Origin of the sequence: Mesorhizobium sp. M7A.F.Ca.US.011.01.1.1 (genome assembly GCF_003998295.1) — a bacterium.
Taxonomy (GTDB): domain Bacteria; phylum Pseudomonadota; class Alphaproteobacteria; order Rhizobiales; family Rhizobiaceae; genus Mesorhizobium.
Map to the genome: position 1 here is coordinate 1 of NZ_RZRT01000063.1, position 23601 is coordinate 23601.

34 protein-coding genes are annotated in these 23601 nt (G+C 61.6%); 8 read left to right on the top strand and 26 right to left on the bottom strand.

Features of this window, described 5'->3' with window-relative positions; genetic code table 11:
- Window positions 1–22 precede the first annotated feature (22 nt).
- From EOA13_RS31380 to EOA13_RS31425, 11 genes are all read right to left on the bottom strand, one after another.
- A complete protein-coding gene (locus tag EOA13_RS31380) occupies window positions 23–799 on the bottom strand; it encodes a hypothetical protein (protein WP_127297278.1) in 777 nt (258 codons plus the stop codon).
- Window positions 781–945, bottom strand: coding sequence for a hypothetical protein (locus EOA13_RS38095; RefSeq protein ID WP_164780456.1), 165 nt, complete (start codon window positions 943–945; stop codon window positions 781–783). Before EOA13_RS38095 ends, EOA13_RS31380 begins: the two co-directional genes overlap by 19 nt.
- Window positions 942–1619, bottom strand: a complete 678-nt coding sequence (locus EOA13_RS31385) for an ATP-dependent Clp protease proteolytic subunit (RefSeq protein WP_127297279.1) — start codon at window positions 1617–1619, stop codon at window positions 942–944. The genes EOA13_RS38095 and EOA13_RS31385 overlap by 4 nt, the downstream gene beginning before the upstream one ends.
- Window positions 1620–1622: 3 nt before the next feature.
- Window positions 1623–2150 (bottom strand): hypothetical protein, encoded by a 528-nt coding sequence (locus EOA13_RS31390; RefSeq protein ID WP_127297280.1) that lies wholly within the window; start codon window positions 2148–2150, stop codon window positions 1623–1625.
- Window positions 2151–2230: 80 nt separating this feature from the next.
- Window positions 2231–2617 (bottom strand): hypothetical protein, encoded by a 387-nt coding sequence (locus EOA13_RS31395; protein WP_127297281.1) that lies wholly within the window; start codon window positions 2615–2617, stop codon window positions 2231–2233.
- Between the two features lie 68 nt (window positions 2618–2685).
- Window positions 2686–3195, bottom strand: coding sequence for a hypothetical protein (locus tag EOA13_RS31400; RefSeq protein ID WP_127297282.1), 510 nt, complete (start codon window positions 3193–3195; stop codon window positions 2686–2688).
- Window positions 3192–3539, bottom strand: coding sequence for a hypothetical protein (locus EOA13_RS39605; protein WP_348629771.1), 348 nt, complete (start codon window positions 3537–3539; stop codon window positions 3192–3194). The genes EOA13_RS31400 and EOA13_RS39605 overlap by 4 nt, the downstream gene beginning before the upstream one ends.
- Window positions 3539–3736 (bottom strand): hypothetical protein, encoded by a 198-nt coding sequence (locus tag EOA13_RS31410; protein WP_127297283.1) that lies wholly within the window; start codon window positions 3734–3736, stop codon window positions 3539–3541. The genes EOA13_RS39605 and EOA13_RS31410 overlap by 1 nt, the downstream gene beginning before the upstream one ends.
- Window positions 3737–3937: a DNA-binding protein gene (locus tag EOA13_RS31415; RefSeq protein WP_206535336.1), complete on the bottom strand. Its 201-nt coding sequence runs from the start codon at window positions 3935–3937 to the stop codon at window positions 3737–3739.
- Window positions 3938–4024: 87 nt separating this feature from the next.
- Entirely contained in the window at window positions 4025–4546 is a 522-nt protein-coding gene (locus EOA13_RS31420; protein WP_127297285.1) for a hypothetical protein, read from the bottom strand.
- Complete coding sequence (locus EOA13_RS31425) at window positions 4543–5709, bottom strand: tyrosine-type recombinase/integrase (RefSeq protein WP_348629772.1); 1167 nt, start codon at window positions 5707–5709, stop codon at window positions 4543–4545. Before EOA13_RS31425 ends, EOA13_RS31420 begins: the two co-directional genes overlap by 4 nt.
- Window positions 5710–5735: 26 nt before the next feature.
- Between EOA13_RS31425 and dusA the strand changes: the two genes are divergently transcribed.
- Window positions 5736–6770, top strand: coding sequence for a tRNA dihydrouridine(20/20a) synthase DusA (dusA, locus tag EOA13_RS31430; RefSeq protein WP_127297286.1), 1035 nt, complete (start codon window positions 5736–5738; stop codon window positions 6768–6770).
- Window positions 6771–6780: 10 nt separating this feature from the next.
- On the opposite strand, the gene EOA13_RS31435 is transcribed toward dusA, so the two are convergent.
- Both EOA13_RS31435 and EOA13_RS31440 read right to left on the bottom strand, forming a co-directional pair.
- Window positions 6781–7485 carry a TIGR02281 family clan AA aspartic protease gene (locus EOA13_RS31435; protein ID WP_127297287.1) on the bottom strand — a complete coding sequence of 235 codons (705 nt, stop codon included), beginning with the start codon at window positions 7483–7485 and terminating at the stop codon, window positions 6781–6783.
- 7 nt (window positions 7486–7492) lie between these two features.
- On the bottom strand, window positions 7493–7726 hold the full coding sequence (locus tag EOA13_RS31440; RefSeq protein WP_027036625.1) for a DUF1289 domain-containing protein: 234 nt from the start codon (window positions 7724–7726) through the stop codon (window positions 7493–7495).
- 197 nt (window positions 7727–7923) lie between these two features.
- Here EOA13_RS31440 and EOA13_RS31445 point away from each other — a divergent pair, with 197 nt between their 5' ends.
- A complete protein-coding gene (locus EOA13_RS31445; RefSeq protein WP_127297311.1) occupies window positions 7924–8922 on the top strand; it encodes a nicotinate-nucleotide--dimethylbenzimidazole phosphoribosyltransferase in 999 nt (332 codons plus the stop codon).
- A gap of 12 nt (window positions 8923–8934) precedes the next feature.
- On the opposite strand, the gene EOA13_RS31450 is transcribed toward EOA13_RS31445, so the two are convergent.
- On the bottom strand, window positions 8935–10455 hold the full coding sequence (locus EOA13_RS31450) for a HAMP domain-containing sensor histidine kinase (RefSeq protein ID WP_127297289.1): 1521 nt from the start codon (window positions 10453–10455) through the stop codon (window positions 8935–8937).
- A gap of 75 nt (window positions 10456–10530) precedes the next feature.
- Between EOA13_RS31450 and EOA13_RS31455 the strand changes: the two genes are divergently transcribed.
- From EOA13_RS31455 to EOA13_RS31470, 4 genes are all read left to right on the top strand, one after another.
- Window positions 10531–11151 (top strand): thermonuclease family protein, encoded by a 621-nt coding sequence (locus EOA13_RS31455; protein ID WP_127297290.1) that lies wholly within the window; start codon window positions 10531–10533, stop codon window positions 11149–11151.
- A gap of 43 nt (window positions 11152–11194) precedes the next feature.
- Complete coding sequence (locus EOA13_RS31460; protein WP_127297291.1) at window positions 11195–11806, top strand: glutathione S-transferase; 612 nt, start codon at window positions 11195–11197, stop codon at window positions 11804–11806.
- The gene (locus EOA13_RS31465; protein WP_127297292.1) at window positions 11746–12426 is read left to right on the top strand and encodes a uracil-DNA glycosylase family protein; all 681 of its coding nucleotides are present in this window, start codon (window positions 11746–11748) and stop codon (window positions 12424–12426) included. The genes EOA13_RS31460 and EOA13_RS31465 overlap by 61 nt, the downstream gene beginning before the upstream one ends.
- 109 nt (window positions 12427–12535) lie before the next feature.
- Window positions 12536–13027, top strand: coding sequence for an Lrp/AsnC family transcriptional regulator (locus tag EOA13_RS31470; protein WP_006205209.1), 492 nt, complete (start codon window positions 12536–12538; stop codon window positions 13025–13027).
- A gap of 20 nt (window positions 13028–13047) precedes the next feature.
- Here EOA13_RS31470 and EOA13_RS31475 read toward each other — a convergent pair whose 3' ends face one another.
- The 12 genes from EOA13_RS31475 to moaA all read right to left on the bottom strand — a co-directional run bounded on the left by EOA13_RS31475 (window position 13048) and on the right by moaA (window position 22364).
- A complete protein-coding gene (locus EOA13_RS31475; RefSeq protein WP_127297293.1) occupies window positions 13048–13617 on the bottom strand; it encodes a DUF3299 domain-containing protein in 570 nt (189 codons plus the stop codon).
- Window positions 13618–13769: 152 nt separating this feature from the next.
- A complete protein-coding gene (locus EOA13_RS31480) occupies window positions 13770–14474 on the bottom strand; it encodes a DNA alkylation repair protein (protein WP_127297294.1) in 705 nt (234 codons plus the stop codon).
- Between the two features lie 9 nt (window positions 14475–14483).
- A complete protein-coding gene (locus EOA13_RS31485; protein WP_127297295.1) occupies window positions 14484–15353 on the bottom strand; it encodes an NAD(P)-dependent oxidoreductase in 870 nt (289 codons plus the stop codon).
- Window positions 15354–15465: 112 nt separating this feature from the next.
- Window positions 15466–16287, bottom strand: coding sequence for an ABC transporter permease (locus EOA13_RS31490; protein ID WP_127297296.1), 822 nt, complete (start codon window positions 16285–16287; stop codon window positions 15466–15468).
- Window positions 16284–17003, bottom strand: coding sequence for an ABC transporter permease (locus tag EOA13_RS31495; RefSeq protein WP_127297297.1), 720 nt, complete (start codon window positions 17001–17003; stop codon window positions 16284–16286). The genes EOA13_RS31490 and EOA13_RS31495 overlap by 4 nt, the downstream gene beginning before the upstream one ends.
- A gap of 80 nt (window positions 17004–17083) precedes the next feature.
- Entirely contained in the window at window positions 17084–17869 is a 786-nt protein-coding gene (locus EOA13_RS31500; RefSeq protein ID WP_027036615.1) for an ABC transporter substrate-binding protein, read from the bottom strand.
- A gap of 157 nt (window positions 17870–18026) precedes the next feature.
- Window positions 18027–18536 carry a molybdopterin-guanine dinucleotide biosynthesis protein B gene (mobB, locus tag EOA13_RS31505; protein ID WP_023813952.1) on the bottom strand — a complete coding sequence of 170 codons (510 nt, stop codon included), beginning with the start codon at window positions 18534–18536 and terminating at the stop codon, window positions 18027–18029.
- Window positions 18533–19159 carry a molybdenum cofactor guanylyltransferase MobA gene (gene mobA, locus EOA13_RS31510; protein ID WP_127297298.1) on the bottom strand — a complete coding sequence of 209 codons (627 nt, stop codon included), beginning with the start codon at window positions 19157–19159 and terminating at the stop codon, window positions 18533–18535. The genes mobB and mobA overlap by 4 nt, the downstream gene beginning before the upstream one ends.
- 55 nt (window positions 19160–19214) lie before the next feature.
- Window positions 19215–20135 carry a DMT family transporter gene (locus tag EOA13_RS31515; protein WP_127297299.1) on the bottom strand — a complete coding sequence of 307 codons (921 nt, stop codon included), beginning with the start codon at window positions 20133–20135 and terminating at the stop codon, window positions 19215–19217.
- Window positions 20136–20359: 224 nt separating this feature from the next.
- A complete protein-coding gene (locus EOA13_RS31520; RefSeq protein ID WP_127297300.1) occupies window positions 20360–20719 on the bottom strand; it encodes a hypothetical protein in 360 nt (119 codons plus the stop codon).
- Window positions 20720–20838: 119 nt separating this feature from the next.
- Complete coding sequence (locus tag EOA13_RS31525; RefSeq protein WP_127297301.1) at window positions 20839–21312, bottom strand: hypothetical protein; 474 nt, start codon at window positions 21310–21312, stop codon at window positions 20839–20841.
- A 56-nt stretch (window positions 21313–21368) separates the two neighbouring features.
- Window positions 21369–22364 carry a GTP 3',8-cyclase MoaA gene (gene moaA / locus EOA13_RS31530; protein ID WP_127297302.1) on the bottom strand — a complete coding sequence of 332 codons (996 nt, stop codon included), beginning with the start codon at window positions 22362–22364 and terminating at the stop codon, window positions 21369–21371.
- A gap of 199 nt (window positions 22365–22563) precedes the next feature.
- Between moaA and EOA13_RS31535 the strand changes: the two genes are divergently transcribed.
- Together EOA13_RS31535 and EOA13_RS31540 are read left to right on the top strand one after the other, a co-directional pair.
- The gene (locus EOA13_RS31535) at window positions 22564–22917 is read left to right on the top strand and encodes a DUF971 domain-containing protein (RefSeq protein ID WP_023813958.1); all 354 of its coding nucleotides are present in this window, start codon (window positions 22564–22566) and stop codon (window positions 22915–22917) included.
- Between the two features lie 72 nt (window positions 22918–22989).
- Window positions 22990–23601, top strand: a complete 612-nt coding sequence (locus EOA13_RS31540; RefSeq protein WP_127297303.1) for a pyridoxamine 5'-phosphate oxidase family protein — start codon at window positions 22990–22992, stop codon at window positions 23599–23601.

A 23601-nucleotide genomic window follows, 5' to 3' on the forward strand; every position in this document is an offset into this window, starting at 1 on the left:
GTGTTGTCATTGGCGAACGTCCTCATGACCTGGCGTCCTTGCCTTTCTTGACGCAGAGCCGCCAGCCTTCGCCCTGTCCCGGCACCAAGCCCTGAGATCCGACTTGGGCATGCCACATTGATCCGTCGTAGGTGGTCAGATCGCCGCGCTTATATGCGTCGGTTGATTTCCAGACGCCGCGATATTCAAGCTGAGGGCGGCTCTCGATCTCGGCAAGCCGCGCTTCCAGAGCTTTGCAGCGGGCAGAGAGCCATATGTGGGTGGCCATGATTTCGCCATTCATGGACGCGGCGAAGTCCATGTTTACCGGAAAGTCTGCGGGGATGTCAGCCTTCCGGAAATGGTCCATACAGGACGCCTCCCAAAAAGCTTTCATGTTCACCCACGCCTCGGGGAAAACCTTGCCGTCGTCATCGGCACTGCCTCTGACAACACCTGGATAGGCTGGCTGTCCGGCCGTTAGAACCTTCTCGTCAATGTCCCACGCTTGATGCTTGACGGGCGCAGCCGCGACAGCCGCTGGCTTGTTCCCCGGTTCCGTGATGTCGCCGAGTTCGACGCTGAAGCGATCGTCGTGCAACGTTTTGACGTGGCTGCGGAGCGCAACGATCTGCTGACCGAGGCGCTGCTGTAGGTTGTGGTCCATCTCGGCCAGATGCTTCCTGGCATCGGCATCCAGCGCGGCCTCCTTGTCGGCGATCTGCCTTTCGAGGCGTTCAATCTCGACGTCGATCCTTCTCAGGTCGGCTTGGCGCTGGTCGACAATGACGGGTCGCTTGGTCATTTCGAACGCTTCCATGCGGCGAGTTCGCGCTCATGGCGATATCGCTCCATGCTGCGGCGGCGCCTACGCTCGGCTTCGGTCTCGTTGAGAGGAACCGCAACGTCCTTCTTCGGCGACGGCGGGCCTCCGCTGAGTGTCACCTGGCGGTCTCGTTTCATCATTTGCTGGCCTCCTCGATCTCGTGAACGAGCCCATGTTCCAGACACCATTGAAGCGTCTGCTGTTGGTCTTTCTCGGCCTCGATAGCCAAGGCTGCCAGATCGGCGCCCGAGCGGTCGGCAATGAGGTTGAGGTACTGGCTATCCCGCTTCCGCAGCTCGCGCATTGCGGCGAGGTGCCGGAGCAGCGTCCAACGGTCTCGGCCGTCAGGACTGTCGGCGGTGAGGTGCATCAGATATTCAGTGCTCGCCGCCGCCACGCGATGGTCGCATGCCATCGAAATCAACACGCCGGCCGACATGCACCGCTTGCCGAGCTTCGCCCGCTTTGTGCCTGGGTGCCAGCGGATCGCGCGATAGATCCGGACAGCAGCATCGAAGTCGCCGCCCTCAGTGTCGATCAGAACATCGATCCCCGGAGAGAGCCTGGCCGCCTCAAGCTGATCGTGCGCACTCAGCGCCAGTGCATCGTCTATTTCCCCGATGACGCGAATTTCAGCCGTCTCGATCACTGACATGTTCGCCTGGAGGCGATCGATTTCGGCTTTGGCCCGGACTGGAGCCATCAACCATTCGCCCGGCTCAAACGCGTTGCTGCGGCGCTCAAGTGCCGCCGGCAGAAATTCACCGACCTGTTGTTCAAGAGCGGCGAGCCGATCGAGGATTTCGGGGCTCATATCTCAGGTCCGGTTCGCATGGTTGAAGACTTTGCGCAGCATTTCCAGGTGCTGCATCAGGGGAGGAATGCACCCTGGCAAATGGCTGATCCGTTTCAGGTCGACGCCCGCAGTGGTGGCTTTTGCCTTGAACCTCAGCCCTTCGGCGAAGAGCGCGTCGAGGTTGTCGAGCGCTGCGGCGATGGCGTCGCGGTATTGGCGAAGTGGTTCGGCCAATGCTGGCGCCAACGTCGCCTCGTATGCTGCGACAGCCTGGTCGCGGTATGACTTGGCTTCCGCCTCGGCAGTGAATAGCGGCTCCAGCTCTGCGCCGATCGCATCAACGTCGTGCTGGGTGATCTTGGGAGGTTCGCCAAGGCGCTGGGAGGCAAGACGCTGGCCTGCCTCTACGTGGCGGCGCTGCCCTGCCTGGCGGGCCGATGCGGCCTCCTGCAAGGCTTGCTCTGCCTCACCGATCGAGGGCGGCCTTTGAGGCACGACGAGCAATTTATCGAAGTCTGGGGTAGGCGAAGATTTCAGGCGGGCAAGCATTCAGCGCTCCGACGATAGAGAGATTTCAAATCACGCGACGATTCTACCACCGTGCCAACAAGCGTAACCGCCGCCTTTGGTTACGCGTATTGATCCAGGAACGACTGCCATGCGCGTTCGAACGCTTCCCGAACTTTCGCGGGGCTATGCTCATCTTGCATGTTGAGGTCGCCGGCTTCGATCAGAACTTCCCTGGTCGCCTTGTCGATGACGACCACGGCGGCGATTGTTTCGGTACGACCGACACGCCGCTTGAAGTGCGTGTTCCGGCAATTCACGCCGCAGAATTTTGAATCGGATCTCTTACCGGTGAGGCTGGCGCCGCATTGCTGGCAGCAGAAGCCGGTCGATCTTGGAGCCTCTTCCCTCCAAAGCCCCTTGAAACCTGTCGGCCTGCACGACGTTTGCGAGTTCGGAGGTCTTAAGTCTTTTTCTTTTTTTCTCTTCTCTCGGTGTTCTCTTGTCACCGTCTCACGTCTTGTCTCAGGTCTAGTCTTGTGTCTCGACAGGCTCTCGACAGGCTCTTGACAGGGTGTCATAGGCGCCCCCTGCCTTTTCCTGACATGAATGGCGTGTTGGTGAGGCGATCTCCCGAAGAGTGAGGGTCATTGGCCGCCGCGACGAGCTGGTTGAGTTTGCTTCCGAAGTCAGTCTCGGAAAACTCGGCCTCGGCCTTCTCGCGCAACATGTCGCTGGCGATCTTGCCAATCAGCTTGATGGCACCTTTTGCGTGCGATGGATTCGTCGGCGGGTTGTGGATAAACCAGCGGTCGACGAACACCTCGGTCGTCTTCGGGTCATGGCTGATCAGTTCCGCCTCGATCAGCAGTCTGCGGGCTTCCGTAAGATGCTGGTCGGTCCACCCGAAGGACGAGAAATCAGCCAGTATGTAGCCATCCGGGATGCAAGAGCACCCGGAACTGTTCGCATGCGGGCCGGCGGCGTAGTAGTGCCACAACAAGGCAGCGCCGACATCGCCAAGCGACAGGAAGCGCGGTGAGCGCCATACGTCGGGCGATAGCTTGGACCACTCGCGCGCGCTCATTCGGCGGCCTCGCATTTCAGGCGCTTGTGCTCCCGGCGGTGGTGAAGTCGGCAAAGCCAATCGACATCGAGGGGTCGATCGTAAGATCTGTGATGCCCGTCCGCTTTATCGGCGCCACAGACACGGCAAGTTTTGCGCTCCACCAATCCCCGGCGGATGGCGGATTCGAGCGCTGCATGCGCCCAACGCTCCAGCGGATGAGCATGGTTCCACCGCGCTTGGGCAGTGTCTTTCGCTTGCCGTTTGCGAGCCGATGTGGCACTGTTTGAGGCGTAGGTTGACGACGTTTCGAAGCCGGTGAGCGTGGTTGCACACGCCGCCGGCTTTTCGCTTTTCTGATCCATTATCCGGCCCTCGCCATCGCCAGATTGTGTTGGCGGACAGCCTCACAGGCTTCCCGGGCGGTCAGTCCGAGACCTCTCAAGGCGGGGATCGCCGGGCCGCGAAGATGGCGCGGTGTGTCTTGGATGAACCGCAAGCCGATCTCGACTTTCGAGGAATCGCAGCAGGCGGCGTGATCGTCGGTTTGAAGGCTGGTCATTTATGCGGCCTCCCCATCGAACTGCCAGATACGGGAGCGAGCTTGCTGTTCAAGCCAGCTATCGACATCTTCCAGCCGGTAGCGAACGTTGGCGCCGATCTTCAAATATTTCGGGCCGGTGCCAGTCTGTCTTGAATGGTCGAGCCAAGATTTTGATTTGCCGATCCGCGAAGCGGTCTGCTCTGAGTTCAGCAGGGTCATGGGCATGTTTCCCTTTGCAAATGACCGCCGCTTTATTGCGGTCGGTTGCTAGGGAATGCATCGTGTGACTTGTGAGGCTAAACCGGCCTAACCCACAAATTTGCTAAAACCGGAGACTGCCGTGAGAATTTCTTGGGCGCTGTATTCGAGGTCGCGCATCTCGGCCATGACGGTATCGTAGATCTCCTTCGCACCAGAAGGCACTCGATCGCCGCCACGGCTCAGGTTGTCCCGGAACCTGCCGACCGTGCCCTTGTCCAAGCCGGAGCGCTTTGCAACTGCTTCGAGCGCCTGGGGCAATTTCATGCCGTGCCTGATCTTCAATGTAGTGACCGCCGCCGCCGCATAGGCGATAACCACTCTCTCTGCGGTGGGTTTTGGCGTACCCTTCTTCTCATCTGTGCGCCGTCGAGCAAGTAGCACGGCATCGCCAGTTGAAAGCTTTAGCGCTTCGATGGGGTCAATGAGGCGGCGCTCGAATCCGATCGCCTGTAAATAGTGTCGGAATGTATTGATCGCCCGGTACTGCCAGTCGTCCGTGCCCTCATCAAAACACTTTCGGACGGTTTCAAGCGCTTCGTGCAATTTCACCAAAGGGTCATCGGTCATAGCGGCCTCCGCTTCCAGCCGGCAAACTTGTCGTCTCGCTGCCGTAGCTGCGCGTACCGCTGCAACGAGGCCCAGGAGCGATGACCGGAGACCAGCGCCACATGCGGGATGTTCCAGCCGGCCTCAAACAGCCGAGAAACGCCTTCGTGGCGTAGATCGTGGAAATGTAGGTCTTCGATGCCAAGCAGCTTGCAGCCCCGCGTAAAGGCCGCGCCTATGGCATCTGTCGTATAGGGGAATATGCATTCGCCGCCGGAAGTCTTAGATCGCATTGTCTCGATAACCGCCGCTGCTTCTGGCGGCAGTTCGCACCAGACATCATTCCCCCGCTTCGCGCCTGGGTTCTTCATGTCGCGGACAAGCACGCGAGCCCCGTGATTGCCGGAAGCCTTTTCGAAGTCAGCCCAACGGATGCGGGTGATCTCCTCCATGCGGCGAGTCGAGAACGTGGCAAACAGCACGATCTCGACCATCGGCCCGGAATGTGGCGCACGCTCGGAACGCTCTTGAAAGAAATCTAGAAGCCTGTCCAGTTCATCGAGGGTAGGGCGCCTTTCACGCTTGTTTGATTTCGCGATGGCCCTTTGCTTCCGAAGCACAAATGTCGCGTCGGTCATCGCTTCCGGGTCGAGGGGATATCCCCAAGCTTTCTTGGCAATGGCGAAGATGCTGGCCAAATGCGAAAGGTAGTTGTTGATCGTAGACGGGCCGGGATTGGCGAGGCCTGTCACGCTATCGATGGTCCGGGCAAAGGCTACAATGTCCTCGCTGCCAATGTCGCCGCAGGCCATGGCTGCGATCGAATGGCGCTGGATCGCGGCGAGGCAGGCCGACTTGGTCTTGCCGATCTCGCCCCCATATTCCTCCAGATATCGGCCGATGGCGTCGCCTAGCGTTCTGACCTCTTGCGTTGCAGCCTTGAACGCCTTCGGATTATCAAGCTCGGCTTCGCGTTGCCTCAACCAAGCCTTGGCCGCTTTGTGATCTCGGAACGTACGGTTTTCCCGTATGGTCTTGCCGTCGCTCTTCCTTGCGATCTGGCAGAGATAGGACGGTTTCCCGTCGCTGCGCGTTCTGGTAACTATCGTGCCCATCGCTACAACATTGCCCCTTGCCGCTACAACAATGTTGTACTGGCTACAACAATGCGCTGCAAAACGCAACAACATCGTGCAACGAGTTACAACATATGAGCGACCTACAGCCCGTTAGCCTCTATGGAAAAGCCCGAATTTCGAAGGTTCCAGTCGTGGCGATTGCGCCTATGATGGACTGGACGGACCGGCATTGCCGGTTTTTCCACCGCCAGTTGACGAGCCATGCGCTGCTATACACCGAGATGGTGGTGGCCGACGCGGTCATCCATGGCGCACGCGAGCCGCTGCTCGGCTTCGATGCAATGGAACATCCGGTCGCGCTGCAGCTCGGCGGCTCTGATCGTGAAAAGCTCGCCGAGGCGGCGCGCATCGGCGAGGCTTTTGGCTATGACGAGATCAACCTCAATGTCGGCTGTCCGTCAGACCGCGTTCAGTCGGGCACGTTCGGCGCCTGCCTGATGAAGGTGCCGGACCTCGTCGCCGGCTGCGTTGCGGCGATGAAAGCGGCGGTGAAGATCCCCGTGACCGTCAAATGCCGCATCGGCGTCGACGAGCAGGATCCGGAGCCGGCCCTGGATGCGCTGGCGGATGGTGTTTTCGATGCCGGCGCCGACGCGTTGTGGGTGCATGCACGCAAGGCGTGGCTGGAAGGATTGAGCCCCAAGGAAAACCGTGACATCCCGCCGCTCGATTACAGCAGGGTCTATCGGCTGAAGGCCAGAAAACACAACGAATTCATTGGCATCAATGGCGGAATTCAGACGATCGACGAGGCGTTGGCGCATCTCGACCATGTCGATGGCGCCATGCTTGGCCGCGCCGCCTACCACACGCCCGGCATTCTGGCCGGCCTCGATGCCGCTTTCTACGGCGTCCAGCCCGAGCCGTTCGATTTCGCCGCGCTGATCGATACGATGGCGGACTATGCGGCACGCCATATCGAGCAGGGTGGCCGGCTTGGCCATGTCACCCGCCATATGGTCGGACTGTTCCATGGCCTGCCCGGCGCGCGCCGCTACCGGCAGATCCTGTCCACAGACGCGACAAAACCCGGCGCCGGCCCCAACGTTCTGAAGACGGCTTTCGCGGCCGTCGAGTTCGGTGGAGCAGCAGCCGAAGCGGCTTGAGCTTCGGGGATCAATCCCTGAGGATCATGCGGTCGCCGCGCACGTCAAAACCCGACAATGAACCGATGAAGTTCATGCCGAGCAGGCTCTGGCTGAGCATGCCGGGTGCCGCGATCATCACCGACATATCCCTGCGCATGATGCCGCCGATCGCAATCTGATCGGTTTTCACGGCCGCGGCGCGTGCCATGCCGTTGGCGGTCGAAACCGGTATGGTGTAGTTGAGCGCGGCCGGATTGAAACCGGCGGCCTGCGCATCCTGCGACGTCAGCACGGTGCTGGTTGCACCCGTATCCACCACGGCCCGGACCGGGTTGCCATTGATCAGGATGCGCGCTTCGAAATGGCCGTTGTCGGCCTTGTCGAGCGTCACCGTGGCGTGGCCGTCCTCGACGCCAAGTGCAAGCGGGCTGCCGGGAACAAGGCCCGCGGTCACCCGGCTGGCGACATCCTGCAACTCATAGCGATACTGGTAGCCAGCGATCAGCGCGAGTGCGATCGCCGCCCAGGCGCCGAGGTTGCGGGCCATGGCGCCCAGGGGCCGGCCCGAGCGAAGCAGGCCGGCGCCGACAAGGGCGCCAAAGGCGCCGAGCCAGATCAGTCGGCTGAAATCGTTGTTCTCGACGCCGAGCGTGCTGCCGGCGGAATCGTTGAGCATGAGCAGGACTGCTCCCACCCCGATCGCGGCCATCAAGATCCAGAACAACCGGCTCATCCGCACCTCACGATAGCGCGTCGCGTTCGCGCGCCATGCGGGTGCGGCGCGTTTCCCGGCGCGGCCGGCGCTCGACCGTTTCCAGCCGGGCCGGCAATTGCGCCATGACGCTGCGGCGCGTTTCCGTCGTCATCCCGATCCAGGCGCCGATCTCCTCGCGCGTGCGGCCGCAGCCGAAACAGAAGCCGGTTTTCATGTCGATCGAACAGACCAGGATGCACGGGGATTCGATGGCCGTCATGACTTTCTCTTGGGCTTCCATCCGGAATCCCTTGTTCCACCTCCACATGGTGCAACGGCAAAGCCAATGCAAGCCCTCGCGATTGCGCCCTTCGGGGCCGGCTTTGCGTCAAATGCAGGCCCATCATCCCAGAGGTTGTGCCAACCTCGCAAGGCGGCTATGCCGCTCACCAACTCCAGGGAATGATCGACAACAAGATGACCAGCGCACTGCCCTTCGACGATTTTCGCAACCTGTTGGCCAATCTGCCGGCGGCCGACACGGCAGCCGAGACCCGCGTGCGCATGCTGTTTGCCAAGGCCGACAAACCAGGCAATTCGCTTGGCCGTATCGAGGACATCGCCGCCTGGCTGGCAGCCTGGAGCGGGCGGGCCCCGCCCGCGGTGACAAGACCGCTGATGGCGGTCTTTGCCGGCAATCACGGCGTCACGCGCCACGGCATTTCGCCACGGCCGGTGGCGGCGACCGCCAATGCGGTCGAGCTTTGCGCCGCCGGAGGTGCCGCGATCAACCAGATCTGCATCGCCAACGACCTCGGACTGAAGGTCTTCGATCTCGCCCTGCACATCCCGACCGCCGACATCACCGAGGATGCCGCGCTCGACGAGCGCGGCTGTGCCGCCACCATGGCCTTCGGCATGGAAGCGATCGCCGGCGGGACCGATCTTTTGTGCCTGGGCGATCTCGGCGTCGGCAACTCCACCGTCGCTGCCGCCCTGTTTACGGCGCTGTTCGGGGGCAGGGGCTTCGACTGGGTCGGCGCGGGGTCGGGCGCCGATGCGGCGATGCAGGCACGCAAGGCCGACGTGGTCGATGCGGCGCTGGCTTTTCATGGCGGCCATCTCGGCGACCCGCTCGAGGCGCTGCGCCGGGTCGGCGGCCGTGAATTCGCGGCGATCGCCGGCGCCATCCTTGCCGCGCGCATGCAGAAGATCCCGCTGCTGCTTGACGGATTGGCCGCCACGGCAGCCGCAGCGGTACTGCATGGCGTCAATCCCGCCGCGCTCGATCATTGCCTTCTGGCCAGCCTGTCGCCAGAGACCGCGCATGCACGCGCCGCCCAAAGGCTCGGCCTGCGCCCGTTGCTTGATCTGGGCATCAGCCATGGCGAAGGGGCAGGGGCCGCCCTTGCCGCGGGTCTGGTCAAGGCCGCCGCGCTGACCAGTTCGGGCATGGCAGCTGCGGTACGCGGCTAGAGTCTTGCCGGATTAGCGTCGTCGAGCCGCCACCGCCGCGGTCGGCAGTGCTGGCAGTTCCTCCATCACCCGGCTCAGTGGGAAGATGGCGATCGCCTCGGTGCCTTCGCGCAGCTTGGAATGAAGCTCGAACTCGCCGCCATGCATGGCGAGCAGCCCTTGCACGATCGGCAGGCCAAGCCCGGTGCCTTGCTCGGCGCTCTTGATCGCGATCGAGCCCTGGCCGAAGGCGGAAAGCACGATCGGGATCTCGTCTTCCGGTATGCCCGGACCGTTGTCCTTGATCGAAATGTATTGTCCGCCGCCCGCCGTCCAACCAACGCGGACACGGATTTCACCGCCGGTGGCGGTGAACTTGATGGCATTCGACAGAAGGTTGAGCGTGATCTGTCGCACCGCACGCTCATCAGCGAAAAGGCGCGGCAGTTCGTGCTCGAAATCCTGGACGACCCGGATATCCTTGTTGCGCGCCCTCAACTCCATCATGTGACAGCAGTCCTCGACGATACCAAGCAGCATCACCGGTTCTTCGTTGAGCTGGTAGCGGCCGGCCTCGATGCGCGACAGGTCGAGGATCTCGTTGATCAGATCGAGCAGATGCTGGCCGGATTCGTGCACGTCATGGGCGTAGTCGCGATAGGTGGGATTGCTCATCGGCCCCAGCACCTCGTTCGACATCACCTCGGAAAAACCGAGAATGGCGTTGAGCGGCGTGCGCAATTCGTGGCTCATCGAAGCGAGGAACCGCGATTTCGCCAGATTGGCGTCCTCGGCCCGCCGCCGCGCCTCGTCCGACATCGATTTCGCCGTCTCCAGTTCGGCGATCAGCGCATCCTTTTCGGAGCGGAACGACAACATCATCAGGGACGAATGGTTGAGATGCCGGGCCACATAGGCGAAGAACGGCAGCGACATGACCAGCAGCGCGGCCATGATCGCCTCGACCGGCATCCATAGCTTGGCGCCGGCATAAGCGTAGAGCGCCACGGGAACGGCAAAGGTGGCCAACAGCGCCCCGCGCAGAGACGAGGTCATCACCGCGGTCGCCGCCATGGCGAACAACAGCACCACGGCCTTGACGATGTGGAACGGATCGACCTCGCAGACGCTGCAGCCAAGCCACACAAACCATGCCCAGCCGAGACCGCACAGGAAATGGCCGATCAGGAATTCCCGTCGTGCTTGCGAAGGGTTGAGCTCGGAAGCTTCCGTGCGCTCGATGCGCCGCGCCATGAAGGCAACGATGGTGTAGCAGGTCAGGGTGAACAGCGCCCAGAGCCCGATCTCGTTGCCGATTCCGGCCATCCGGCCGGCCGCCGCGATCGCCAGAACAAGAAGCGGGATGGCGATGGCGCCGCTGGTCATCGCGCGGGCATGCAGCTTCAACAGTTCGCGATCGAAATCGGGATTGCCGGCCTGCTGCGAAAGACGGTCACGCGTCTTGCGCACCGCGCGCGCCACATCGCTGTTGCGATGAGGTTTCCTGCGGTCCACAATGAACTTGTCCGCTGTGTTCGAGCGTTGCAAGGGCATCAAAACTTCAATTTATGCGAGCAGCGGTTTCCAAGTGTTAAGCTACGTTCGAATGATTAACCAACCGTTTGCCATATGAGCCGCTCATGGTCGCCAAGACCGCGCCGGCGATACGTTGCGCGCCCCAGAAGCCTGTGGCGCCGGCTGGTGGATTACGGGCTTGCCGTCATCATCCTCGGACTGCTGATCCTGCTGGCGGCCCGCCTCGACCGGGTGGAGACACGCAAGACGCAAGGCGTGGCAATCATCAACGACGGCGATTCGATCACGCTTGGCACCGAGCGTATCCGCATGCGCGGCATCGATGCTCCGGAATATACGCAGACCTGCCGCAAGAACGGCGCGGACTATTCCTGCGGCACGCTTGCGCGTCAGTCGCTCGTTCGCCTGATCGCCGGCAAGCCCGTCTCTTGTACCGGCTGGCAGCGTGATCGTTATGGCCGGCTGCTCGGCGACTGCACCGCCGGCGGCAAGAATCTCAACCGCGCGCAGGTCGAGGCCGGCTGGGCGGTTGCCTATGGCGACTTCGAGAGCGAGGAGGCCGTCGCCCGGGCGGGAAAGGCCGGCATCTGGGCGGGAACGTTCGACCAGCCGCAGAACTGGCGAGACAGCCATCACGGGGAAGTCGTCGAGAAGAAGCACGGCACACTGGCCTCGATCGGCGATGCCGTGCGCGAGATTTTTCGCTTCTGGTGATGCGCGTCCTGGAACTGGAACCGAGAACGAACAGGAGGATGGAATGAAACTCTTCGACGGGGGCCGGGCGCCCAATCCACGGCGGGTCCGCGTTTTCCTGGCCGAGAAAGGCATCGAGGTTCCGCAGGTGCCCATCGACATGGGGGCGCTCGAACACAGGCAACAGGCGGTCAGCTCGCGCAATCCCTTGCAGCGCCTGCCGGTGCTGGAACTCGACGACGGCACCGTGATCACCGAATCCGTCGCCATCTGCCGCTATTTCGAGGAACTGCATCCCGAACCGGCCCTGTTCGGGCGTGGCGCACTCGGCAAGGCGCAGGTCGAGATGTGGCAGAGGCGGATGGAATTCAATTTGCTCAGTTGCGTCACGCAGGCCTTCCGGCACACCCATCCGGCCATGAAGGAATGGGAAATCCCGCAAGTCTCCGAATGGGGCGAGGCCAACAAGCCGAAGGCCGTGGCGTTCCTCAGGTTGCTGGATGGAGAACTGGGCAGCCGGGAGTTCATCGCCGGCGACAGCTATTCGATCGCCGACATCACCGGCCTGATCGCTGTCGACTTCATGAAGCCGGCACGCATCAAGGTGCCCGATGACTGCGCGAATGTGTTGCGCTGGCATCAGGCCGTCTCCAGCCGAGCGAGTGCATCAGCCTGAGAATGACTGTCGAACTCGAAAACCTCGTCGCCAGGGTCCGCGCCTGCCGTATCTGCGTGGAAGATCCGGCCGGCAAGCCGTTGCCGCATGAGCCACGACCAGTGCTGCGCCCATCGTCCAGCGCTCGTATCCTGATCGCCAGCCAGGCGCCCGGCACCAAGGTGCATCTGTCGGGCATGCCGTTCACCGACGCCTCCGGCGATCGCTTGCGCAGTTGGCTTGGCGTGACGAGCGACGAATTCTACGATATCGAAAAATTCGCCATCGTCCCGATGGGCTTCTGCTTTCCCGGCCAGGATGCCAAGGGGGGAGATCTGCCGCCGAGGCGCGAATGCGCGGCGGCCTGGCGCGCACCTTTGATGGCCTCGATGCCACGGATCGATCTGGTGCTGACGATCGGCATCTATGCGCAGTCCTGGCACATGGGTGCGGCGCGCCGGCCCTCCCTGACCGAAACGGTCATGGATTGGCGCTCCATCTGGGAGAATTCCGTCGGTCCGAAAGTGCTGCCGCTGCCGCATCCCTCGTGGCGCAACACCGGCTGGCTGAAGAAGAATCCATGGTTTGAAATGGATTTGCTGCCTTTTCTGCGTTCGGAAATCCGATATCGCCTCGGCTGACCTTACAGCAAGAAATCACTCGCTTTTCCGTCAATTGGCAGAATTTCTTTCTTGTGAAAGGTCGGAATAAGGGGGAGTATAGCCAATCTATTCCCCTGGGGAGCAAAATATGGACCGCCTCGATAGAAAAATTCTCCGCCTTTTGCAGGAGGACGCGACACTCGCGGTCGCCGACGTCGCCAAGAAAGTCGGGCTGTCGACAACACCTTGCTGGCGGCGCATCCAGAAGCTCGAGGAGGAAGGCGTCATCAAGCGGCGCGTTGCCATTCTCGACCATGAAAAGGTCAATGTGCGCGTCACCGTCTTCGTGTCGATCCGCACCAATTCGCACAGCCATGAATGGCTGCGGCGTTTCTCGGAAGTCATCCAGGAGTTTCCCGAGGTGGTCGAGTTCTACCGCATGAGCGGTGACGTCGATTATCTGCTGCGGGTCGTGGTTCCAGACATCGCCGCCTATGACGCCTTCTACAAGCGGCTGATCGCCAAGATCGAAATCCGTGACGTGTCGTCGTCCTTCGCCATGGAGCAGATCAAGTACACGACCGAAATCCCGCTCGACTACATGGTGCTGGACAAGGAATCGGGTGCCAACGCCGCCTGAGCTGCAGCAGGTTGTCCTGCTTAGTTCTTCTTTTTGTTGAGGAAACTCCAGGGCGAATTGACCGGCAGGGTGACGGTGTCCGGTACGCTGCCGACGGCGACCACGTCTGCCTTGCGGACGCTGTAGCCAGACTGGATGACGCTGACGCCGTCGAGGATGAACAGCTGGCTCTTCTCCATGTCCGGCTTCAGCGCGCCGGTGACCGCGACCGGCTGATAGGCCTCGGACATTTTGTAGGGACGTGCCGGCGTGACCAGCACGATCTGGTTGGGGGGCGGCGTTGGCATGTGGCTGCACGCACCCGTCCACGGCACCAGCAGGAACTGATAGACAAGATCGCCGTCGCGATCGACCGGCAATGCGTAGCCGGCTAGCTGAATGCTTTTGTCCTGCAGGTTGAGGGACAGCGTCTCGCCATGGTCGGGCAATTTTGCCGCGATCATCGGCAGCCCGACGTTTTCGGCGGCGGATTGCGTAGCCGGACGCAGATCCTTCCAGAATATGTGCGCGGTCTCGGCCGAGGCATCGGTGGCCGCGGACACAAACAATGCCGCTGCGAAGGCCAGGATTGATTTGGGAGGATTGCTCATTGGCCGCGTCCCTTTGAAGCTCAAGTAAAGACGCCGCTGTCAACGACGTCAACGCTCCCGCCGCATCACATGTCGGCAGCCGCATCACATGCCGGCAGCCACTTCACATGTCGGCGAGATCCAGACATGCCGGAAAGCGGATTTCCGCGCCGTCAGCCTTTCCTGGCGACGATCCGCGCGAGCGTCTTGGCATTGGACAGCTCCCTTACGGCGTCCTTGCCGATCCAGCGCGCCGTCTTGTCTGCCGACTGCGCCAATCGTTCGGCGACAGCCAGGGCAGCGCCGTGCATGTCCATTGATCGTTTGCCGATCGACCGAAGCGCCCAGTTCACGGCTTTCTTCACGAAATTGCGGCTGTCGTTGGCATGCGTTTCGATGATCGGCAGGAAGGCGAGGAAGGTCATCTCCGGCTCCTCCTTCCGGTGGACGACAGACCAGGCCATCATGGCAAAGGCCGTGCGCCGAACGAATTCCCGCTCGTCCGCCGCGAACTCGGCGATCAGTTCTTTCCAGGCGTCCGTGTCGACAAAGAGGTCGGAGACGCCGTCGACGATGTCCCAGGAGTCGAAGCTGGCCGCCCATCGTCTTGCATCTTCAGCAGAAAACCGTTTCGGGTCAGCCGTGACGGAGGCGATGAACTGCGCCTCCATGATGCCGGTGTCCCATAGCTCGAAGGCGCGCTCGTGGTTGCGTTTGATCTTCCTGGCGATCTGCCGCTGCATGCCGTGCGAGATACCAAGCGCACGGTCGATCTTGATGCCGTAGCGCAACATGCCGAGGCGGTTCTCCTCCGATCCGATAGCGCGAAGATGGGCGACAATTTCTCCGGCACTGGATTGAGGCGAGAGCGCTGCCACCGCTGAAACCTATTTTTCGAGACGCGCCAGCAGCGAGGACGTGTCCCAGCGCTTGCCGCCCATCGCCTGCACATCCTTGTAGAACTGGTCGACAAGTGCTGTCACCGGCAGTCTGGCGCCATTGCGGTCGGCCTCGGCCAGACAGATGCCGAGATCCTTGCGCATCCAGTCGACGGCGAAGCCGAAATCATATTTGCCGGCATTCATCGTCTTATGGCGGTTCTCCATCTGCCAGGAGCCGGCGGCACCCTTGGAAATCACCTCGATCACCTTCTCGATGTCGAGCCCGGCCTTCTTGCCGAAATGGATGCCTTCAGCCAACCCCTGCACGAGGCCGGCGATGGTGATCTGGTTGATCATCTTGGTGAGCTGCCCGGCACCGGCCGACCCCATCAGGCCGACCATGCGGGCAAAAGCGTCGATAACAGGCTTCGCTCTGTCGAAAGCGTCCTGCTCGCCGCCGACCATGACGGTCAGCACGCCATTCTCGGCGCCGGCCTGGCCGCCCGAGACTGGCGCATCGAGAAACGAAAACCCGCCGGCTTCCGCCGCCGCCGCCAGCTCGCGAGCGACCTCGGCCGAGGCCGTGGTGTTGTCGATGAAGACCGAACCCTTCTTCATCGATTTGAAGGCGCCTTCCGGACCCGCCGTCACCGAACGCAGATCGTCGTCATTGCCGACACAGGAGAAGACAAAATCCTTGCCCTCGGCGGCCTGCGCCGGCGTCGCCGCAAGGCTGCCGCCATGCTGGCCAACCCATTGCTCGGCCTTGGGTTTGGTGCGGTTGTAAACGGTGACGTCGTGGCCGCCCTTGTTCTTCAAGTGCCCGGCCATCGGATAGCCCATCACGCCAAGACCGAGAAATGCAACAGATGCCATGAGCCTGCCCTTCAGAATGGAAACGGAATTTGCTGCGAGACGTCTAGGCTCTGCGCGCAATTCGTCAAGATGCGTGGGGCAGGATCGACTGGTGCAGCTGAATTGAAAATTGTCAGCGTTTCAGGTGGACGGTGATCCGGCGCTCGATCCATTCGACGCCATGGCGCAATATCTCGACCATCACCAGATAGACGAGGGCGACCCAGATATAGGCCTGGATGTCGAACGAGTTGGCGAAGGCGAGCTTTGCATTGCCCATCAGGTCATAGACCGTGATGATGGCGACAATGGCGGACGCCTTGACCATCAGGATCAGTTCGTTGCCATAGGGCCGCAAGGCGACGATCAAGGCTTGCGGCAGGATGATCTTGCGCAAGGTCTGCAACTTGTGCAGGCCAAGCGATGCCGCCCCTTCCCATTGCCCTCTTGGCACGCTCTCGATGGCGCCGCGCAGAATCTCGGCCTGATAGGCGGCGGTGTTGAGCGCAAAGGCAAAGACGCCGCAATTGAACGCGTCCTTGAAAAAGTCCCAGAGGCCGATCGACTGGAGCTCGACCCTGAACGAGCCCAATCCGTAATAGACGAGATAAGTCTGGACCAGCAGCGGCGTGCCGCGGAAGAAATAGACGTAGCAATAGGCGAGGCCGGACAGGATCCGGTTCTTGGACATGCGCCCGTAAGCGACGGGCACCGACAGGATCGCGCCGAGCACCATCGATATGGAAACCAGCGCGAGCGTAACCCCAAGCCCGCTCAAATAAGCCGGCGCATATTTGGCGAAGAACTCAGGGTTCCAGGCAAGGAAGAGATAGCTGACGATGCCAATGCCGAACAAAATCCACAGGCAGACCAGCGCATAACCGGCAATACGCCTGCGCGGCCAGCCGCGCGCCCGGGGCGGGGGCCGTTCGACGATGGTGGCCGTGGCGCTCATCGCTGCGCCTCCCGCCGGCCAAGCGAGCGCAGGATCGCGCTGGTGGCGAAGGACGACAGGACGGCCAGGCCAAGAAACACCAGCGAGGCGACGCCGAAGAACAGGAAAGCGTGCTTGGTGACGCGGGCGGCAATGCTGGCATTGCGCAGCGTTTCGGCCAGGCCGACGACCGATACCAGGGACGTGTCCTTGAGCAGGCTGAGCCAGCAGTTTTCCAGTCCGGGGAACGCGATGCGCAACAGCTGCGGCACGATCACCTTGCGCATGGTCAGCCAGTTCGAAAGACCGATGGCATAGCCGCCCTCATACTGGCCTTTGGGAATGGCGCGGAAGGCGGAAAGAAAAACCTCGCTGGCATAGGACGAGAAGATCAGCGCAAGCACGATCATGCCGGCGACGAAGCTGTTGACGTCGATGGTGGTGTCCGGCCGGAAATACCTGACGAGATGCTGCAGCAGGATCGGCATGCCGAAGAAGAACAGGAAAAGCGTCACCAACTCCGGCAGGCCGCGAAAGACGGTGGTGTAGATGTTGGCGGCAAGGCGCAACGAGGGTTCTTCGGACTGCTTGGCGAGTGCAATGAAAAAGCCGATCGTCAATCCGATGGGCAGCGTGGCAAGCGCAAGCGCAATGGTGATCAGTGCGCCATAGGCAATATCGTCAAGCCAGCCTTCGGGTCCCCAACTGAGAAGTGTCCATATGCTCTGGGCTGGCATCGACCGGTCTTATCTCCACGGCATTCCCAAGACGAATAGAAAGACGGCGGGGAAATTCCCCGCCGTCTTGACCGTATTTATCAGGACTCGGCGCCGTAGACGTCGAACTTGAAGTACTTGTCGTTGATTTCCTTGTATTTTCCATTGGCGCGAATGGCGTCGATGGCCGAGTTGAGCTTGTTGACCAGGTCGGTTTCGCCCTTGCGCACGGCAATGCCGGCGCCAGGCCCGAAGATCTCGACCGGCTGCGGCGAAGGTTGGCCGAGGATCTTGCAGCAGGCGCCGTCAGGCGAATCCAGAAACTGCTGCAGCACGACAATATCGTCCTCGATGGCGTCGAGACGGCCATTGGCAAGATCTGCCTGCTCCTCGGGGCTGCTCGGATAGCCCTTCACGGTGCTGTCGGTGTAGGTCTTCGAGGCATAGTTGAAATGCGTAGTGGTGGTGGCGACGCCGATGGTCTTGCCGGCGAGATCTTCCTTGGTCACGCCTTTCAGCGTGCTGTCCTTCGGCACGGCGAGCGCCGACGGCGTGTTGTAGTATTTGTGCGAGAAGTCGACCTTTTCCATCCGCTCCGGCGTGATCGACATCGAGGCGACGATGGCGTCGAACTTGCCGGCCTGAAGGGCGGGAATGATGCCGTCCCAATCCTGGGCGACGAAGGTGCACTTGACCTTCATCTCATCACAAAGCGCCTTGGCGATGTCGATGTCGAAACCCACGAGCTGGCCATCGGCGGTAAGGTTGTTGAAGGGTGGGTAGGCGCCTTCGGTGCCGATCCTCAGGGTCTTTTCCTGGGCCTGGGCGACGCCGAGCGTCAGCAGCGCGGCCGATGCGGCAAGCGCGATACGCAGTGAAATACGCATTATGGTCCTCTCTTTATGGTCCCGGCCGTCGTTCCGAACGGCTCTGTGGGGCGGTGCTTTTGACCGCCCGCTGGCGCGATACTCCCACTCTTTCCAAGAAAAAAGCAACTGCAAAACCGTAAAAATGGGCAAGGCTATTCTGCCGTTGCGTCAGCGCTCAAGCAACGAGCCCAGTGGTGCGCTCGATGAAGTCGGCTATCGATTTTGCATCGTCGAGATCGAATACCGGCAGCAGCTCGCCTTCAATCGCAAAATCGGCGGCGACAGCGACGATGTTGGGATCCTCCGCCGAAAGCGGCGTACGGTCCTTCGCATCCAGCCGGCGGGTTTCGATCTTGTCATGGGCTTCGCGCTTGTAGCCCTCGACCAGCACAAGGTCGCAAGGGGCAAGCCGCGACAGGACAGTCTCCAATGTCGGCTCATCCTCGCCGCGCAGTTCGTGCATCAGTGCCCAGCGAACGCCGGAGACGATCGCGACTTCGGTGGCGCCGGCCTGCCGGTGGCGGAAACTGTCGGCACCCGGTTTGTCGATGTCGAAATCATGATGGGCGTGTTTCACCGTCGATACCTTCCAGCCGCGCCGGACAAGTTCGGTGACCAGCCTTTCGGTCAAAGTCGTCTTGCCGGAATTCTTCCAGCCGGTGATGCCGAAGACGCGTCTGTTCATGGCTTGATGCTCTGCAACAGACGCTCGGCAGACACAAGATCGTCCGGCTCGTTGATGTTGAAGAAAGGATCGACCCCCGCCGATGGCGGAACCGGGAACTCCACCTCGACAAAACCGTGCCGGTCGATGAAAGCCGACACCCGCCTGATATCCTCATCGACCAGAAAGTGCCGCAAGGCATCGCGGCAGCCGATCGGCCAGAGGGCGAAGGTCGGGTGCCGCTTGCCGGCCGAGCGGGCAACGGCAATCGAACCGGGACTTTGAGCGACGGCCGCTGCCAGACGCTCGACAAGGTTCAACGGCAGGAAGGGCGTGTCGCCGGCAGCGCTGACGATCGCCTTGCAAGACGTATTGGCGGCGGCCCATTCGAGGCCGGTGAGGATCCCGGCAAGCGGCCCGGCAAAGCCGGTCACCGTGTCGGCAAGTACCGGCAGGCCAAAGCGCAGGAACCTTGCAGGGTCGCCATTGGCGCTGAGCGCCAGCGATTCGATCTGCGGGGTGAAGCGCGACACGACCTGGTCAAGCAGGCAGCCATCGCCAAGCGGCAGCAGGCTCTTGTCGCCGCCGCCCATCCGCCTCGACTGGCCACCGGCCAGGATGATCCCCAAGACATTTCGCTTCATGCCACGAAGCCTGTACGCCAGCCGTCGGAAATCACAAGAACCTTCAATGATCTGACTAGATGCCGTCCGGCACCATGGTCGGCCCCGTGCTTTCGGCGACGATCTTGCGCCGGCCGACGATCCGCTCACGGTAGAGCGCATAGAGGCCGGAGCCGATGATAATGGTGGCGCCGACGATCATCGGCAGATCGGGAATGTCGGCGAAGATGAACAGGCCAAGCAGGATCGACCAGATCAGGGCCGTGTAGCGGAACGGCGCGATGAAGGAGATGTCGCCGGCCCGCATCGCCATGATGATGAATTGGTAACCGATAATCACCAGCACCGCCGCCAGGGCCAGCAGGGCTGTGCTGTTGCCCGTCATCGGCGTCCAGCCGCCCATGGCCGGCAACAGCGCGGCACCGACGATGGTCATGGCAAGCGCGGTTGCCGTCGACACCAGCAATGTCGGAATGGCCTTGGGGATCCGCTTGGTGGCGAGATCGCGCACCGCACAACAGGCGACGCTGGCCAGCGCCGACAGCGAGTAGATGCTGAACCCTTCGAAGCCCGGCCGCACGATGATCAGCACACCGGCAAATCCGATGGCGATGGCCAGCCAGCGCCGCCAGCCGACAGCCTCGCCGAAGACAAGTGCCGCTCCCATCGTCACCGCCAGCGGCAGCGCCTGCAGCACCGCCGAAACATTGGCGATCGGCAGATGGGCGAGGGCGACGAGGAAACTCACCGTGGCACCGGCCTCGCTGATCACGCGCAGGGCCACCAGAGGCTGCAGCATCGAGCCCGGGCGGGCGAGCGCGCCGCGCTGCCAGGCGAGCAAGCCAACGAAAAGCGAAGCGAAAGCCCCACGGATCAACATGACCTGCGCCATGTTCATCGATTGTGACGAGTATTTGGTGATGGCGTCGTTGAGGCAGAAGCCGGCCATCGCCACCATCATGAACAACGCGCCGCGAATATTTGGTGACAGGGGCAAGACGGCTACCGGTTCTGCTAATGCATGTCGCCCAAAGTGACCTCGATTTTTGGGAAACGGCATGCATAAGAAACAAAGACCTAAAGCGCGTCGCCTGAATCCGTTCAAACGCGACGCGATTTAGGCAGCAAGCCTGTAACAGGCGAGCATGAAACAGCAACAGCAAAGGGCTGGGCCACAGCCTTGTTTGTGGCCCAGAAGATCACCTGCAATGGCGGCAGAACTTACTTCTTCGGCGTCAGCACCTCGGTGCCATTGCCTTCCTTGCCGGCGATGGTCCACAGACCATGCAGCGAGCCGTCGTCCGTCATCTTGTAGACGACGAGGCCGATATCCTTGCCCATGACATAGCCGGCCGAGAAGGCATCATCGTTGCGCATGCAGATGCCGTCGGAAGATGAGCCACCGGTTTCCCAATGGATCGCGCAGGTCGTCCCGCTGGTCAGCGTGATGGTGGCTTCGCCGCCATAGGCCGAGCCGTCGAAGTTGGTGCCGGCGACGGTATAGGTGCCGCCGATCGATTGCGCCGCTGCGGGCGCGGCCGCGAGACCAAGCAAGGCTAGAGAAAGAACGAGTTTGCGCATGATATATTCCCCCTGTGAGCGAAGAGCCGCTTCCAGAGAAAGGCTAGGCTGGAACAGACTGGCCGTAAATCCGGCTGCGGTTCGCGAACAAGACTTTTTCTGGGGTGTGTCCGAAACGTTCATGGTCCCTTGAGACTGCCGGCAATGGCGCCGACCAGCGGATCGTATTTCGACTTCAGTGCCGGTGGATAGTCGACCCAGACCGTGCGGATGATGCCGTCTTTCCCAAACAGACGTCGCTCGTAAAAGATCTTTCCATGCTTCAAGCCCGACAGCACTGCCCAGTCCTTTCCGGCCCTGCTGTAGGTCACCTTGTAGCCCGGCTCGTTGCTCGCCTTCTCCGCAGCGACAAAGCCTTTCGGCGTATCGTCGTCGATGTTGAGGATGCCCGAGCAGATCAGGCTGGCACCATCGGCACTCAGCCATTCCTGCCCGTCGCCATTGTCGGGCTCGGGCTGGTGCTCGGTGAAGATTTCGTCGGGAAAGGTGCAGACGGTGCCGAAGCGCTCGTTCACATAGGTGAACGGCGCGGCAATTGCCGTGCTCGCCGCGATCGCAGCGAAAAACGTTCCGAATGAAAAGAACCGCCGCATGTCTTGCCCCGAAGTCGATGACCGCACGGCAATTCTTGCACAGATCGGCGGGAAGATCAGCCGCCGGTGACGCTCATATGGCGCGATACCGATGGGCGGCTGGTGCGGCGGTCGATGATGAAGTCATGGCCTTTCGGCTTGCGGCCGATCGCTTCGTCTATCGCTTCGGCGACCAGTTCGTTGCCTTCGGAGGCGCGCAAAGGCGAGCGCAGGTCGGCTGCGTCTTCCTGGCCGAGGCACATATAGAGGGTGCCGGTGCAGGTCAGCCGGACGCGGTTGCAGCTCTCGCAGAAATTATGCGTCATCGGCGTGATGAAGCCGAGGCGTCCGCCGGTTTCGGCGACATGAACGTAGCGGGCCGGGCCGCCAGTCTTGAAGGGGATGTCGGTCAGCGTGAACTGGCGTTCCAGAGAAGCACGCAGCAGCGACAGCGGCAAATACTGGTCGGTGCGGTCGGCATCGATCTCGCCCATCGGCATGGTTTCGATGACCGTCAGGTCCATGCCGCGGCCATGCGCCCAGCGCATCATCTCGGGCAGCTCGGCGTCGTTGAAATCCTTCAGCGCCACCGCGTTGAGCTTGACCTTCAACCCGGCCGCCTGCGCGGCATCGATGCCTTGCATGACCTTGTCGAGATGGCCCCAGCGGGTGATCTTGTGGAACTTGTCGGCATCGAGCGTATCGAGCGACACGTTGATGCGCTTCACGCCGCAATCGGCGAGTTCGGCGGCAAAGCGCGACAGCTGCGAGCCGTTGGTGGTCAGCGTCAGTTCTTCCAGCGCGCCGCTGGCGAGATGCCGCGACAGCTGGCGCACGAGATGCATGATGTTCTTGCGCACCAGCGGCTCGCCGCCGGTGAGGCGCAATCGCCTGACGCCCTTTTCGATGAAAACCGTGCACAGCCGGTCGAGCTCTTCCAGCGACAGCAGGTCCTTCTTTGGCAGGAAGGCCATGTCCTCGGCCATGCAATAGGTGCAGCGGAAATCGCAGCGGTCGGTGACCGACACGCGGAGATAGCTGATCGTGCGGCCGAAAGGATCAATCATGTCCATGCTTCAAGCGCTTCCCGTGGCCGTGAACGGCTTCGTTATATACCGCTATGTGATACGATCCGGCCATTCATTCAAGATACCGCCTCTCGATCTTTGGTAACATCCCTGCGCCGACATCGCATGTCGGTCGGTCTCATCAGGTCTTTTCCCGTTTGGCGAAGCGGCGTAGAGAAGGGCGGATGAGACGGGATCGAACAGCATGACCGCACCGAAAGAGCTCAGGGTCTCCAAGGACCGCAAACTTTTGTCCGTCACCTTTCCCGACCATCGGCCGTTCGAACTGCCGGCGGAGCTGCTGCGCGTCGCCTCGCCATCGGCCGAAGTGCAGGGCCATTCGCCGGATCAGCGGGTGACGGTCCCCGGCAAGCGCAATGTCGCAATCCTCAAGATCGAGCCAGTCGGCAACTACGCCGTGCGCATCACCTTCGACGATTTCCACGACACCGGCATCTTCACCTGGAATTACCTGCATACGCTCGGCCACGAGAAGGATGCGCGCTGGGAAGCCTATCTCGCGGAGCTTGCGGAAAAGGGCCTGAGCCGGGACCGCTAAATCGATTCCCCTCGCTGTCGTCAAAACGTCATCGAGATGGCGTAGCGCCGGCAAAGGTTTGGAGGCGAAAACATGTTCGTCATCACCACGGTCGAGCAGCTCGAGGCGCTCTATGGCGTTCCAGGCGAGGCCTCGCTGGTCAAGGAACTCGACCAAATCATTCCCGAATATGCCGCCTTCATCGAAGCCTCGCCGTTCGTCGCGCTGGCGACCAGTGGCCCGGAGGGACTGGACTGTTCGCCGCGCGGCGATCTCGCTGGCTTTGTGCGCATCCATGATCCGAAAACCCTGATGATGCCGGATCGTCGCGGCAACAACCGCGCCGATTCGCTGCGAAACGTCATCCGCGACCCACGCGTCGGCCTGCTGTTCCTGGTGCCGGGCTCCGGCACGACGCTGCGTGTCAACGGCCGCGCTCATATCACCACGGATACGGCGCTGTGCGCATCATTCATGGTGGATGGCAAGGCGGCGCGATCGGTGACCGTCGTCGACATCGATTCGGTCTATTTCCAATGCGCCCGGGCCATCGTCCGCTCCGAGCTCTGGAACGCGGCAAGGCACGTCGACCCGAAGTCGCTGCCGACGCCCGGACAGATCCTGGAAATCACCAGCCGCAGCAACATCGACGGCGAGACCTACGACAAGGAATGGCCGGAGCGGGCGAAGAAGACGATGTGGTAG

Coding starts and splice junctions, on each gene's coding strand:
- EOA13_RS31380 (WP_127297278.1), bottom strand. CDS start 799: ATGGAAGCGTTCGAAATGACCAAGCGACCCGTCATTGTCGACCAGCGC.
- EOA13_RS38095 (WP_164780456.1), bottom strand. CDS start 945: ATGATGAAACGAGACCGCCAGGTGACACTCAGCGGAGGCCCGCCGTCG.
- EOA13_RS31385 (WP_127297279.1), bottom strand. CDS start 1,619: ATGAGCCCCGAAATCCTCGATCGGCTCGCCGCTCTTGAACAACAGGTC.
- EOA13_RS31390 (WP_127297280.1), bottom strand. CDS start 2,150: ATGCTTGCCCGCCTGAAATCTTCGCCTACCCCAGACTTCGATAAATTG.
- EOA13_RS31400 (WP_127297282.1), bottom strand. CDS start 3,195: ATGAGCGCGCGCGAGTGGTCCAAGCTATCGCCCGACGTATGGCGCTCA.
- EOA13_RS39605 (WP_348629771.1), bottom strand. CDS start 3,539: ATGGATCAGAAAAGCGAAAAGCCGGCGGCGTGTGCAACCACGCTCACC.
- EOA13_RS31410 (WP_127297283.1), bottom strand. CDS start 3,736: ATGACCAGCCTTCAAACCGACGATCACGCCGCCTGCTGCGATTCCTCG.
- EOA13_RS31415 (WP_206535336.1), bottom strand. CDS start 3,937: ATGACCCTGCTGAACTCAGAGCAGACCGCTTCGCGGATCGGCAAATCA.
- EOA13_RS31420 (WP_127297285.1), bottom strand. CDS start 4,546: ATGACCGATGACCCTTTGGTGAAATTGCACGAAGCGCTTGAAACCGTC.
- dusA (WP_127297286.1), top strand. CDS start 5,736: ATGAGCGACCTACAGCCCGTTAGCCTCTATGGAAAAGCCCGAATTTCG.
- EOA13_RS31435 (WP_127297287.1), bottom strand. CDS start 7,485: ATGAGCCGGTTGTTCTGGATCTTGATGGCCGCGATCGGGGTGGGAGCA.
- EOA13_RS31440 (WP_027036625.1), bottom strand. CDS start 7,726: ATGACGGCCATCGAATCCCCGTGCATCCTGGTCTGTTCGATCGACATG.
- EOA13_RS31445 (WP_127297311.1), top strand. CDS start 7,924: ATGACCAGCGCACTGCCCTTCGACGATTTTCGCAACCTGTTGGCCAAT.
- EOA13_RS31450 (WP_127297289.1), bottom strand. CDS start 10,455: ATGCCCTTGCAACGCTCGAACACAGCGGACAAGTTCATTGTGGACCGC.
- EOA13_RS31455 (WP_127297290.1), top strand. CDS start 10,531: ATGAGCCGCTCATGGTCGCCAAGACCGCGCCGGCGATACGTTGCGCGC.
- EOA13_RS31460 (WP_127297291.1), top strand. CDS start 11,195: ATGAAACTCTTCGACGGGGGCCGGGCGCCCAATCCACGGCGGGTCCGC.
- EOA13_RS31470 (WP_006205209.1), top strand. CDS start 12,536: ATGGACCGCCTCGATAGAAAAATTCTCCGCCTTTTGCAGGAGGACGCG.
- EOA13_RS31475 (WP_127297293.1), bottom strand. CDS start 13,617: ATGAGCAATCCTCCCAAATCAATCCTGGCCTTCGCAGCGGCATTGTTT.
- EOA13_RS31485 (WP_127297295.1), bottom strand. CDS start 15,353: ATGGCATCTGTTGCATTTCTCGGTCTTGGCGTGATGGGCTATCCGATG.
- EOA13_RS31490 (WP_127297296.1), bottom strand. CDS start 16,287: ATGAGCGCCACGGCCACCATCGTCGAACGGCCCCCGCCCCGGGCGCGC.
- EOA13_RS31495 (WP_127297297.1), bottom strand. CDS start 17,003: ATGCCAGCCCAGAGCATATGGACACTTCTCAGTTGGGGACCCGAAGGC.
- EOA13_RS31500 (WP_027036615.1), bottom strand. CDS start 17,869: ATGCGTATTTCACTGCGTATCGCGCTTGCCGCATCGGCCGCGCTGCTG.
- mobB (WP_023813952.1), bottom strand. CDS start 18,536: ATGAACAGACGCGTCTTCGGCATCACCGGCTGGAAGAATTCCGGCAAG.
- mobA (WP_127297298.1), bottom strand. CDS start 19,159: ATGAAGCGAAATGTCTTGGGGATCATCCTGGCCGGTGGCCAGTCGAGG.
- EOA13_RS31520 (WP_127297300.1), bottom strand. CDS start 20,719: ATGCGCAAACTCGTTCTTTCTCTAGCCTTGCTTGGTCTCGCGGCCGCG.
- EOA13_RS31525 (WP_127297301.1), bottom strand. CDS start 21,312: ATGCGGCGGTTCTTTTCATTCGGAACGTTTTTCGCTGCGATCGCGGCG.
- moaA (WP_127297302.1), bottom strand. CDS start 22,364: ATGGACATGATTGATCCTTTCGGCCGCACGATCAGCTATCTCCGCGTG.
- EOA13_RS31535 (WP_023813958.1), top strand. CDS start 22,564: ATGACCGCACCGAAAGAGCTCAGGGTCTCCAAGGACCGCAAACTTTTG.
- EOA13_RS31540 (WP_127297303.1), top strand. CDS start 22,990: ATGTTCGTCATCACCACGGTCGAGCAGCTCGAGGCGCTCTATGGCGTT.